The following is a 12,560-nucleotide window of genomic DNA, read 5'->3' on the forward strand; positions in this document are numbered from 1 at the left end:
ACCGGTCCCGCCCATCGTCACATGAACCACACCCGGGTCGTTCACGGAGCGTCTACGGGTGCGAGTTTCGCGCGAGTGACGACGGTCTGCTTCACCGACTGGTACTCCTCGTGCTTCTTCACCGTCGCCGCAAGAGTGAACGACTGGCCCGTCTCGAACTCCTTACGGCCGGACGCGAACCACTTGACCACGTTGCCCTTCGGGTCGGTCATCTCCACGAGAGTGCGGATGCCGTAGTCGCCGTCGAGGTAACGGACGTTCGTGACCTTCACCGGCACGTCGGCAACCTTCTTCCCCTCGACCCCGATGAACTCCGAGTGCGCCTTCGCGGCAACCTCAGCCTTACGCGTCTGGGTTCGGTCGTACGCAGAAACAGCGGACGCGAAGATGCCAAGGTTCCTCGACGACACCGACGGAGCGTTCACGACGGCCGCGAGGTTCTCGAAGTACTCCGAGCCGTCGTTGTTGTCCGGGTCGGTGACGAACTCGATGACCTTCTCAGCCTTGTCCTCGGCGTCCTCCATACGAGCAAAGATCCGGCCCTTCAAAGCACGCTTCTCGGCCGTCTTCTCGAAGTCACGAGGGGAGTACAGCAGCGCGTGAACGATGTCGGCGGTCGCCTCCTTGCCCGCGTACCCGGCACGGGACCGGGGGAGCCACCCGAGTTCCTCCACGACAGCGACCGTGAGCGCCATCGTCTGCTCACGCTGGGTGCGGTCGGCGCCGCGGGAGTAGCCACCCTCGTCGTCAGGCATGTGCGCCTCGAGGTCGTACCCGAGCATCCACAAGCCCTGCGGGCGAATCCCGAAGAACCGCTTCACGCAGTCGCCACCGACCTGCAACTGCTCACCGTCACGTTCAATGACGAACGTGTCGTTGCGGGGACGGTCGGAGTGGCAGATGTCGCACCGTTGCAAGTCGGGTCGTTCCCGTAGGGCTGCACCGTCGGCGGTGTGGACGGTCGGTCCAGCCTCAGGATCCCACTTGACCTTCGCGATGAACTCCCAGTCGTCGTGACGTAGCGCCGGGGTCACGAGCGCCAACTTGACGCGCTCCTCGACTCGTTCGATGCCGTCCTTGGTGTAGGTGCGTTCGTACCGTTCGACGTCGTACTCGAACCGTTCAGTGATTCCGGCTCGTTCGGCGCGCCGGTTCGCCTTCTCGATCGCGTGCTCAGCGACGGTCAACAGGTTCGCGGGGAAGTCATGCACGACCGGCCCGGACGGGTCATAGTCGAACTCGTCAACATCCATGTCCTTGACAGGTTCGGGACGGCCGAGTTCACCGAAGCGACCTTCGGTACCTGCGGCTTTCTGCCGAGCGACAGTGTCCTTACCCATGTGGTGAGGGTATGCGGGGTCTACGACTTCTTCGGCGAAGGCGGCGAAGGAGGGGTTGACGGTGTCCCGGTCGGAGGGACGATGTTCTCCGACGGTTCCTTCGCGTCCTCGGCGTGACCGCCGTCGTTCGGCCGGATCTTCTTGCTGTCGAAGTCCCACTTCTTCCCGTCGGCGAGGGCGAGTGTGAACGTGAACGTGCCGTCCTTGCGTGGCGTGAACTTCTTCAACTTCATCGTGTCGTACAGCGGGGCGCCGAACGGGTCGGAGATGTCCTTGGTGATCTTGGCCAGCGATCCGCCGGGCAGTTCACGATGCCCCTTGCGGTACTCGATGACGGCGTCGGTGAACTCCTCGCCGACCCGCTTGGATACCTCGTCGATGTCGACGTCAAACGGTGCGGGGGTGGAGTAGTCGCTCTTGGGGTTGTCCGGGCGGGGCGGTTCGCTCGTGCACGCGGACAAGGTGACCGTCGAGACGGCGAGCGCGACTGCGGCGATGAGGGAACGCTTCATGTCTGGATCTATGCGACGAGACGGTCCGAGATCGGGAACTCCTCGGCGAGCACCTCCAACACCTCCGGTGGCGTGTTCGGGTGGTAGGCGACAGCCTTACGGATCTCGAACTCGTCATGGTCATGCCAGTTCGCCAGTTGTAGCCCGGGTGTGTGCCTGTTCACCGCGATGGCCTTCTCGCAGTCGAGGAGCAGTTCCTCATCCACGGGCAGGAACACGAACATGTTCTCGGCAAGGAACCCTGCGGGGTGGCGGGTGCGTTCGGCGGCCGTCAGGATCGCTGTGCGGAAGATGTCGTGGCGCTTGACGGTCACCGAAGCGAACATGTGGGTCGTCTCGACAGTCCACTGGTCAGCGCAATACGCGAACGCCTCGATAGCCTCGACCAGATCGGGATGATCACGGTCCAACATGGCCATGATGGGGTCCAACACGAACAACCACAGGGCGTTCGGTTCCGCGACCCCGGACTTCACGATCCGTTTCGCGATCGACAGATCCAGATGCTGTTCGGCGTACCCAGCGAGCAGGTGCGCGTTGTCCTCGTCAAGGTTCGGATCCTCAGCGAACGCACGCAACGCGCGAACGTCCCTGTCGCCGATGGCGGCAAGGATGAGCGTGCGCTGCACAGATGGATCCACGCCACGGCCAAGCCCCACCGCCGCGAGGTTCACGATCAGGCCGCGAACCGGGACTCGATGAGCGGAATGTGCTGGTCCTCCAACTCCACCATCACACACGAGAATCCCTCAGCGAGCGCAGCCTGCGCGGTCGTGCCCGAGCCACCGAACGGATCCAACACCACACCACCGACGGGGGTGACCAGACGGACCAGCCAGCGCATCAGTTCGAGCGGCTTCACAGTCGTGTGCTTGACGACCGTCCCGTCCTCGAGGACGACGACCGGTCGTTCGGCGGTGGTGGCCTTCTTGTTGAACCGGAACACCGGGAAGAACCGCGACGCGCCACCCGCGTCGTTGTACTCCGGTCCGGTCTGACCCGACAGGCCTGACGTCTTCGCGCCAAACACCGCATCCTCGGGGCGATCCACAGTCCCGCGCGGCTTACCCTTGCGGGACACCGTGGTGCCGGACTGGGCATCCAACTCAGCGACCGGACACCCGTCGACGCAGGCGCCGCCCTCGTCGCAGTCGTACCCGTGCGACATGGCCACGTTCGTCGGCCACCGGCCAAGGTCGTGCGCTTCGGCGGGCTTCAACGCGAGCGGGTTCACCGACAAGTTCAACGACGAGCCGGGCTTGCGGACGTACTCGTCAGCGTTCATGCCCGCGTGCTTGGCGTTGATGTTGTCCCGGTCGGCCTGACCCATCTGAGTGCGGGTCGCGTCGATGTTCAACCCGCCGACACCATGCGTTGCGACGTTCGCGACGACCGTCCCGTCGAGTGGTTTACGAGCGACGGTGATGGGTTCCTGCGCGGGCTTCAAGTTCGTGCCCCACCCGGTCCACACGTCGGCGTCCGGGTCGCCCTTCTTCGTGAGCGCCTTGGTGATGTCGAGCGACTTCGGCATCCCTTGCGCGTACGTCCAGAAGATGCTGTCGCGGATCTCGAACCCGGCCAACCGAATCGCCATGCCCATGAGGTCATGAGTGCGCGAGCCAGCGAACGCGAGGAGATGGCCACCGGGCTTGAGCACGCGGAAGCATTCACGCCAGATGGCCGGTCCGGGCACGAACGAGTCCCAGTCGGCGCCCATGAACCCGGCCGCGCCGTGGGTGTAGTGGCCTTCGGTGAGCCAGTGGCGGAGCACCTCGGCGGTGTCTGGGGGAGATGACAGGCCGTACGGCGGGTCGGTGACCACGGCGTCGACGGAGTTGTCGGCGATGAGGTGTCGGGTGCCGTACCCGAGCGCGTAGTCGTAGCCGTTCTCGTCGGCTCGGAGCACCTGCAGGCAGTCGCCGTGAAACAGGGTCAGGCCGGTGAGGTCGAGGACAGGCTGGGTGAAGTCGCGCACCCCGGATCTATGCGACCCGGGGCGTCGACATCAGTCGTGCCGTGGGTCGGTTCAGTAGTCGTTGCAGGAGTGGGCGGCGCGCGCTTCGAAGGACTCGAATGTGGTCTCACAACGCATGCAGACCGGTTCACGTTCCGTCAGCGGGACACCCGTGAATCGGCTGGGGGTCTCAGCCCAGCAGTTCTGCGAGTCGTGGTGGTTGTCGTACGCAGGGGTTCCTTCGATGGCGCCGCACGTGTCGCACACCTCCGACACGTCGTCGACCGAGACGGTCGTCTCCACGCCGTCCTCGTTGGCGATGGTGACGGTCTCGGGGTTGAAGATCTCCGGCGGGACGACCTTGTACTCGGTGTCGTCCCACATGACCGTGGCGCCAACCTCGATGGGGGACTGAGGCGCTTCGGACCAGCCCGCGATGTCCTCGAGGGCGCCCTTGGCGGACCCGTCCCCAGTGTCGGAGCGGCGGGTGATGTGAGCCAGCGCTGCAGCGAGGAACGCCTCGGACTCCTCAGTGGACGACGAGGCGGCGAAGTTCGTGCACAGAGACGTCTCACCGGTCGTGTTGAACCAGATGCCGTCCTCGGGGTCGTCGTCGAGGTCCGCCCACGGGTGGGTGCCCTTGACCTGAACGTCGATGCGGTACAACTCGACGTCGGTCGGGTCGTTCTCGTCGTACTCGCCGTTCAGGCCCTCGCCGAGTTCGACGAGGGTGGCACGGAAGTCGCCCTGCTCGCGCCAGTCGCCGGGACGGAACTCGTCAGCCGGGGCCGGAAGGGGAGTGTTCGTGGTGGTCTCGCCGCGCTTGGTCGGCTGGAATCCCTGCTTGCCCTTCTCGACGTTGACGGGCTTGTTCGACTGGTTCGAGGTCATGCCTGACAGGTGTGCGGGCAAGGCGTTAGACGTCGAGGGTCTCGCGCAGATCTAGCGGGAGGTTCGGGTTCTGGGACAGGAAGTACCGCACCAGCCACTCATCATCAGAGGCCAGCACCGCCATCGCCTCCACTGGCAGGCGCGAGTTCGCCGCCACCGCGGCGCGCACGTCCGCGTTCAAGTGCTGGGCCAATTCGCTCAGGTGACAGGCAGTGATGTTCGGGTTCGACAAGGCACCGTCCCGGATTTCCGCGGCTGGGTCCGACGCCAACGCGACCACCTTGGCCTCAGCCATGTTCGGGTTCGCCGCTGCGGCCGCGCCGACACGACCGTCCGGGTCGTCAAGCATCCGGTCCAGCAGCGACCCTGCACAACCCGAGTTCTGAGCGACCGCGATCCGCACACTCGTCTCTACCGACTCGGCCAACATCGTCAGCAGCGGGACGGGCAGGTGTGGGTTCGCGGCCACCGACGCGACGACAGCCGGGTCGGTGTCCGAGGCGAGGGACCGCAACAGGTCGGAGTCGGCCGTGTGGTGAGCGACAGCCGAACGTACCTCGCACGCTTCATGAGTCGCCAGAAGAGTGAGGGTCTCGACGTCGGCGACCGGGTTCTCCGCCACAGCGACGAGCACATCCACGTCTCGGTCATTGGCGAGCATCGACAGGACCGACCGGTCGGCCGATGGGTTCGACGCGACCGACAAACGCACCTCGACGTCCGCGTCAGCCGCGAGAGTGAGCAGGGTGCCGGGGTCGGTCGAGGGGTTCTCCGCGACGGCGGTACGAACGTCAGGGTTCTCGCTCGTGCTCAGGACCGCGAGACGGCCGGTCGCCGTTCCGGGGTCGTCGGCCTGCTCGAAGTCGACGTCTGCACCGATCATGGTCATACCTGTCACATGCGGCGACCACGACCGCCGACCCGATCAGTCGAACGTCATGAACGGGTACGTGGCCTCGATCTCCGCGCGACGGGTGAGGTAGTCGCGACGCAGCCGTGACAACACCCGGTCCTGCTGCGCCGCGGTCGCCTCACCGTCTCCGCTCAGGTACTCCGGAGAGGTCATCGACTCCCATGCGCCAGCCATCTGCATCGGGGTGTTGCAGGAGGAGAACGACGCGTACCGGTCCTTCGCGGGCGCCGACGGCAAGGACCGGTAGTAGTCCTCCGTGACCAGCGTCGCGGTGATGCGTTCGAGGTCGTCCAACTGGCTGTTGCTCATCTCGTCGACGGTCGGAACGCGCGGGGCCTCGCGGTACAGCATCCGGGAGACGGTCACCATGTCCTCGATGGGCAGGTCGAGGTGCGACACCCGATCGTGGGCGGTGAGACCTTGAAGCGCTTCGAGCATCCGTTCAGGGGAGTGGTTCTTCAACGCCTTGATAGCGATGGTGCGTGGGTCGTCGGCGATGATGCGCGTCGCGATCTCTCCCTCATGCACGAAGTCGATGCCGCCGGGGTAGGTCTCGAATGTGTAGGCCTGAGCCTCGTCGTCGTAGCCGAACTCCTTGATGACCGTGTACATGCGGTCGCCGGACGCGTTGAGGATGTTGTCGCCGACCTTGAGCGTCTCGACGGCGGTCTGTTCGGTCGGGAACTGGTCGATGCGTTCGTACATCACGAACCCATCATGGATCGACTTGACTGGTTCGGTGCGGCTGGTCGGTTGGAAGCCCTGCTTGCCCTTCTCAGCGTTGACGGGGCGGCCGTGCTTGTCGATGCTCATGACAGAAGGTGTGCGGTCAAGACGAACTCCTCGCCGCGTTTCTCTTAGAAACAGACATAGCGACACGGGACGCGGATCGCGTCGGGGTCAGCCGACCTCCACCAGCGAGAACGACTTCCCCGCACCCGACTCGGTGGCCCGCAGCAGGTTCGACGCGGCCGCGTACTCCCGCCCCACCCCAAGGTCGAGCGCGAACACGCTGAACGCCTCCCGCGGATCAGCGCCGCTCGTGCCGTCGGCGAGAGCCTCCAAGTCGGCGTGCACGATGAACCCGACCTCCTGCGACGGGCGCGCCGGGACACCGATGTCAGTCCACGCCATCCGGACGTGGTTCTTCGGGTCGTACGGGTGACCGCCCGCGTAGGTGGCGATCTGGGCGGCGTACTTGTGCCAGTACTGCGGCAGGCCCGTGCGTTGCGCGCGACGCAACTTGCCGCTCTTGAAGTCCACGATGACGATCGTGCCGACCGGAAGGACGACAGACTCACCACCGATGGTGACCGTCAACGGCTTGGTCAACTCGACCACACGGTCGGTCGTACCGGCCGCCTTCGCCTCGTCGTTGACAATCTTGGCCTCCACCGCGAGAGCCTTGAACCCGAACTCGATGTTCACGGCCTCCCACCCGGCGATGATCCGCTCGGCGGTGCCCGGGTCGATACCGATCGCTTCTCCGTGCGCGAGACCCTCGAGCGGGGACTCGCCGTTGTCGGCGCATTCGGTCAACCAGTGAGCGAACGAACCGCGTGTCGCGGCGATCTGTGTCTCGGCCAACTCGTGGGCCTCGTCGCGGAACGTCCGGAAGACCGCCTTGCCTTCGTCGGACTCCGGGTTGATGCCGTCCATCGCGTGGAACAGGCGAGTCGTCAGGTCCGGGTCGATGATCGTGGCGAGCAGCAGACGGTTCTGCTTCCACTGGTCCAACCCCTCGGTCGAGGTGGAGATACCGATCGACGAGGCCGCCTTGTACGCGTACGTCTTCAACATGCCCTTCTTGGCGCCGGACTTGTACACGTCGAACGGGTCCGTGGTCACCACCAGCGCCGATCCGCGGCCGTCTCGCGCGTACCCGCCGCGGCCGAGAGGGTTACCGAAGATGTCCGTCTCGGTGACGGTTGGCGCGGGCTCGACAGTGATGCTCATGGCCCGTGCAAGCCCGTAACCATTCCGGTCTCGATCACCAGAGCCAGCCGGGGTCATCGACCGACTCGACCTCCCGGCATGACAGGCACAAACGACGCCGGTCCCGACCCGAGCGGTACAGGTCCGGATGGAACTTCACACCCGACTGGATCGCTGCGGCGCTGCAGTTCTCGTGAGGGTCACAATGGTCGCAGCCGTCGCACGGGACGAACCACAGCCCGTCACTGGTCTTCCTCAGCCCGTACAAGATGAGCAGCGCATCGACGCGCTCCGCGAACATCTTGTCGGCGGTGTAACCGGTCAACGTCGTTACCGGTTCACCGCGAGGCTTCTCGCCCCATGTGCCGTCCGCGTTACGCGGCTGATCCGCCTTCACTGAGACCCCCATACCCGAAGACATGCGGCACCCGGACCTGATGAAGGTCCAGAAGTGACGAGAGTCGTCAGGAAGGGACGGTCATCAACGAGCGAAGGTCAGTCTCGCCCATCGGGTCGGCTTGCGCGAGCCGGTCGATGTCTGCGCGGGTCAACGGAACCGCGTCCGGGTGCACTTCGTCGATGCTGAACGTGGCCGCGTCGGCGAGCCCGACGCCGTCGCCGACCCACAGCCAGCCAGAGATTCGATCTGGGTCGGGCTCACCGCGGGTGAAGTGGGGGCATATGGTGACCGCCAGACGCAGGCACTTGGGGTGGGACCATCCACCCGAGGTCTCGTCCTTCCCACTGAGGGCGCCGATCAAGACCGACAAGCCAAGGCCATCGCCGCAGACGCAGCAGAGCCGTTCGGTTTCGGCACGCTCCATGTCGTCACGGAACGAGTGGAAGTCGCCTCGGAGGCCGTGGTCGCCGTTGATCCACGGGACCGGCCACCATTCGCGGTGGGTGGAGAGCCGCTGTCGTGCGTTCTCGCCGTCCCAGCCGTCCTCGTCGGTCACCGAGTACAGCGAATCGGCGTGCTCGCGACGGTCGGGGTGAACGACCGAGTCGTGAACCATCGGGAGCGGGTAGCCGGTGGTCGAGTAGACCTTCGGGTCGGCTCCGCGGTTCCGGATGGTCGGCTTGGTTTCGCTCATAACCCTTCAAGCCCGCGACTGGCGCCTAACCCGATCATGGGCACAGTATAATGGGCCCGGGGTTGTCCGTCCGGTCAGGCCGCCAACTTGGCGCGTTCCTTCAACGCCTTGACCGCCTTCGGCTCCGCCACCTCGATCAACGCGAGGATGATCTCCGCAGGCGCCACCAGATCGTCATCAGTCGAAGCGACAGCCACGTCGGCTTCCGTGCCGCCGAGCACCTCGTTCAAGACCTCCGCCTTCGTCAACAGCACCTTCTGGATGCGCTGATCCAACGTCTCCGGAGCGATGAGCGTCTTGCAGATGACAGGCTGCGTCTGACCGATACGGCACTGGCGGTCCTCACACTGCGACACGATCGCCGGAGTCCAGTCGGTCTCCACGAAGATCATGTCCGAACCGCGCGTCAACGTGATGCCGACACCCGCAGCGGTGTTCGACGCGATGAGCACACCGATCTTGCCCGCTTGGAACCGGTCCACGATCGCGCCTCGAGTGGCGGCCGGGGTCGCACCGTCGATGATCTCGACCGCAACCTGCACCTCCTTGTTCGCCGCCGCGATACCGTCCTGCAACGCGGCGATGACCTCCTGATGGTGAGCCCACACCAGCAGCGGCCGGTCGTACAGGCTCCCATCGGGTGCCGGGTTGTCGAGACGGTTCGACGCCACCCAGTCGTTGATCGTGTCCAACGCGACAGGCACCTTCGCGACACCCGCGGCCTTGCGCAGAGGGGACATGAGCCCGATCTGCTGACGCGCCCACGAGTCCTTCTCCTCGCCGTTCGGCCAACGCGGGCCCGCCTTCGCCTCCACCTCCGGTGAGACCTTCGGGTCGGCGATGATCTTCGCCGCCTCCTCGGCCTTCTCATCCCAGAACGAGACCAGCCAGTCAGTGATCTTGTCGATCACCTCGTCGTGAGCCTTGCGGTAGTCCTTCAAGTCGACGTCCACGAACACACCCACTCGCGACTTCGGCGGCAGATCCTTGAGCACGTCGGCCTTCAACCGGCGCACCCACACATGCTCGGACAACCGCTGACGCAACTGGGGCAACTTCTTCTTCTGCGCCACCCACGCCTTGAAGTGGTTCTGCTTGGAGTACTCGGTCAGGAAGTTCGAGTACCCGCCGAACACCGGGTCGAGGTGGCCCGTGATCGCGAGGATGGACGCCAACTCGTGCGGCTGGGAGAACAGGGGAGTGCCGGAGATCGCGATGCGCAGGCAGTCGGCCGGGAGTTGCTCGGAGAACGCACGCATCACCTCGGACCGCTTGGACTCCCAGTTCCGGGCCCGGTGCGCCTCGTCGTACACGAACACCTCAGGCGCCCAGTCGATCGCCTGCTGCACCAGATGCGGACGCGACACCATCAGTGAGTCGGGGATGACCACGACGCCACGGTCAGGGAACGGGCGCTCCTTGCGACCGGCGCGGAACATCACGATCTCGCCGTGACAGTTCTTGGCGAGGCTCGACTCCTCGGTCTCCTTGACCCAGTTCGTGACCACGACCGGCGGGACGACGATGACGGTCCGGTGTGAACGACGCAACGACGCCGCAGCAAGAGCCTGACGGGTCTTGCCGAGCCCGGGGCTATCGGCGAGGAGGCCTCGTCCGGCGGCGGCCGCGAGCGCACCCAGACGCTGGTACGGGTACAACGCCATCGTGAAGTCGTCCGGGATGTCACCCACTTCGGCGACCAGAGACGCGACCGCTTCCTCGGCCTGCTTCGTCAAGTCCAGACCCGTGGACATGGCGGCTGTCGCAGCGACCGTCGCGATCGCCGAATCTGTCGGCGCGTCCACGAGCGATTGAGCGAACGCACGCTCGACCGTGTTCCCCATGTACTGCAAGTTCGGCCAGATGACCCGCTCGCCTTGAGGTGAGAACGTCACCAGATCGACGAGCCGCACCTCGAAGCGTTGGGTCGCCTTGTCCCACGTCGCACCCAACGGCAGGAACCGCTTCGTGCGATCCCAGCCCGAGAACCGCATCCGCACCACAGCGATCGGTCGGGTCTCGTGCGCGAGCACCAACGGCGGGACGAGTTCATCCAGATCGAACACCCCGTCCAACGACTCGTGACGCTCCGGATGCTGCGCCTCCGGGTCGCACATGAAACCCGCCTCACGCAACGCCGCGGTCGGCATCGCACCGAAGCACTGCACCGTCCACCGACCAGCAGACCGATCCCACCGGCGCCCCGGCAGACCCTTCACCCACGCCTGCAACGGCTGACCGGTCGTCGCGTGACGGTCCGAGAAGTCGAACGTCAACGCGACCTCCGGCTGGGAGATCGTTCCGATGAGGTAGGCGGCAGGCATGACTGGCTCTATGCGTCCTGCCCGCCGCACATCGAGAGCCCGGGGCGTTCAGCCACGGCGCGCACCAGCCAGAGCCACCGACACCGGCATCGCGCGACCCGGCACCGGCTCCTGCTTCTCGTACGGGGACCAGTTGCGGGTGACGTCCTTCTTGCGAGCGAACAGGAACGGCGACGACAACGCCACCAGACGAGACCCGTACTCCGGGCGAACGTCCTCCCAATCCCTCACGTCCGCGTACGACGAGGACGTCGGCTCCAACTCCGCGACGAGCCGGTCGCTCTCAAGGAACAGGCGCTGCACCCGGAACGCGAACTTGCTCCCGTGGGTGTTCGTCAGCCACAGCGACTCACCCTCCTTGAAGTTGCAGTTGCCGACGATGTTGAAGCGAGGGAAGCGTGAACCGTGACCGGTGTACGTCACGGTCGTCGTCAGACCCGACAGGTCGTTGTACTCCGTGAGCATCGGGTCGAGGCCGCGGATGGTGTCAGCCAAGTCGATCGCCTTCGCCGCCGACTCCAAGCAGTTGCACTGCGTCTTGATGGACGAGTACGACGACTGGCTCAACGCGTTGCGTTCCTTCTGGTCGAACGCGTTCGCGATCTTGATGTCGACGGGGTTGCCTTCGGAGACGAGGCGAGCCATCGTTGCCAGACCGTCACTGTTGGCCTTCACCCCGAACGCGTCAGCCCACGCCTCGACCGAACGCAGGTTCATGTCAACCGGAGCATGGAAACGTTCGGCGAGAGCATCGGGCAGAATCACGAACCGGTAGCCGACCGGCTGCGATGCACGGAACGTGAGACGACGGGCGACGGCGAAGAACTTGTTGCTCGCGTTCTTCACCAACGCGAAGTCGGCGAGGGTGCGAGCGGCCGTGGTGATGGCGGCGTGGTCGGCGAAGATGATCGCGCGCGGCTGGTCGTCGGCGGGCTCGGCCTTCTTCGACCAGTGCATGCCGGTGACTCGCTCCTGCAACACGTTCACCGCGTCACCACCGTGAGCGCGGGACACCTCTCGTTCCCCGACGTACTCGGCGACGTGAAGCGCCTTGTCTCGGGAGGCGACGACGAGGTACGGCAGCCCGTCACGCATGACGTTGTACGTCATCGGGTGCTGCATGCGTAGGAGGGGACGTCCAGCCGCGGTGGCTTCCCGGCGGTGCGCGTCCGTCCACTCGGCAGCGGAACGGTACTTGGGCTTCGTCGAGGTCATGCCCCGTTCAAGGGATGAAGCGACCTCGTTTCCGATCAGTGGTCAGGACGGTCCCGGTTGCAAACTTGCAGGACTTGCAACCGTTTGCACCTGTCCGGACCTTGGCTCCAGTGGCTCCAGCGTGGCTCCAGATTTTCGGATGGATCTGGAGCCAAGATTCTTACTGGCATTGGAGGGCTTTCCCCCTTACTTACTTACTTGGATCCAAAGATCCAAAATAGATCTACTACTACTAGGGGGCCATCTCATCTCAAAATCTCAGACTGAGATGAGACGGGTTCTCTGTATAAGGGTGGGGTAGCGGGAAAAGTTGGTATTTTGGACCCAAGGTCCGATTTGCCCTCGAACGCGAGTGAAAATCTTGGCTCCAAGTGGTTGGAGC

The 12,560-nt window shown here is 64.9% G+C and carries 11 protein-coding genes; all 11 read right to left on the bottom strand.

All coding sequences use genetic code 11. The features are described 5' to 3' along the window. Window positions 1-41 precede the first annotated feature (41 nt). Complete coding sequence (locus AB3M81_RS08120; protein ID WP_412903386.1) at window positions 42-1,499, bottom strand: hypothetical protein; 1,458 nt, start codon at window positions 1,497-1,499, stop codon at window positions 42-44. A 361-nt stretch (window positions 1,500-1,860) separates the two neighbouring features. After that, window positions 1,861-2,526, bottom strand: coding sequence for a hypothetical protein (locus tag AB3M81_RS08125; RefSeq protein ID WP_412903387.1), 666 nt, complete (start codon window positions 2,524-2,526; stop codon window positions 1,861-1,863). 2 nt (window positions 2,527-2,528) lie between these two features. Further along, on the bottom strand, window positions 2,529-3,827 hold the full coding sequence (locus AB3M81_RS08130) for a DNA-methyltransferase (protein ID WP_412903388.1): 1,299 nt from the start codon (window positions 3,825-3,827) through the stop codon (window positions 2,529-2,531). A 51-nt stretch (window positions 3,828-3,878) separates the two neighbouring features. Next, window positions 3,879-4,697 (bottom strand): hypothetical protein, encoded by an 819-nt coding sequence (locus AB3M81_RS08135; protein ID WP_412903389.1) that lies wholly within the window; start codon window positions 4,695-4,697, stop codon window positions 3,879-3,881. Between the two features lie 25 nt (window positions 4,698-4,722). Beyond that, window positions 4,723-5,586 (bottom strand): hypothetical protein, encoded by an 864-nt coding sequence (locus tag AB3M81_RS08140; RefSeq protein ID WP_412903390.1) that lies wholly within the window; start codon window positions 5,584-5,586, stop codon window positions 4,723-4,725. Between the two features lie 36 nt (window positions 5,587-5,622). Next, a complete protein-coding gene (locus tag AB3M81_RS08145) occupies window positions 5,623-6,423 on the bottom strand; it encodes a hypothetical protein (protein ID WP_412903391.1) in 801 nt (266 codons plus the stop codon). A gap of 87 nt (window positions 6,424-6,510) precedes the next feature. Further along, on the bottom strand, window positions 6,511-7,566 hold the full coding sequence (locus AB3M81_RS08150) for a hypothetical protein (protein ID WP_412903392.1): 1,056 nt from the start codon (window positions 7,564-7,566) through the stop codon (window positions 6,511-6,513). A 34-nt stretch (window positions 7,567-7,600) separates the two neighbouring features. Further along, window positions 7,601-7,942 (bottom strand): hypothetical protein, encoded by a 342-nt coding sequence (locus tag AB3M81_RS08155; RefSeq protein ID WP_412903393.1) that lies wholly within the window; start codon window positions 7,940-7,942, stop codon window positions 7,601-7,603. Between the two features lie 67 nt (window positions 7,943-8,009). Beyond that, the gene (locus tag AB3M81_RS08160; protein ID WP_412903394.1) at window positions 8,010-8,561 is read right to left on the bottom strand and encodes a hypothetical protein; all 552 of its coding nucleotides are present in this window, start codon (window positions 8,559-8,561) and stop codon (window positions 8,010-8,012) included. A 152-nt stretch (window positions 8,562-8,713) separates the two neighbouring features. After that, a complete protein-coding gene (locus tag AB3M81_RS08165; protein ID WP_412903395.1) occupies window positions 8,714-10,963 on the bottom strand; it encodes a DEAD/DEAH box helicase in 2,250 nt (749 codons plus the stop codon). 48 nt (window positions 10,964-11,011) lie between these two features. Continuing rightward, complete coding sequence (locus AB3M81_RS08170; protein WP_412903396.1) at window positions 11,012-12,085, bottom strand: hypothetical protein; 1,074 nt, start codon at window positions 12,083-12,085, stop codon at window positions 11,012-11,014. Window positions 12,086-12,560 lie beyond the last annotated feature (475 nt).

Origin of the sequence: Aeromicrobium jepli, assembly GCF_047246605.1 — a bacterium.
Classification (GTDB): Bacteria; Actinomycetota; Actinomycetes; order Propionibacteriales; family Nocardioidaceae; genus Aeromicrobium.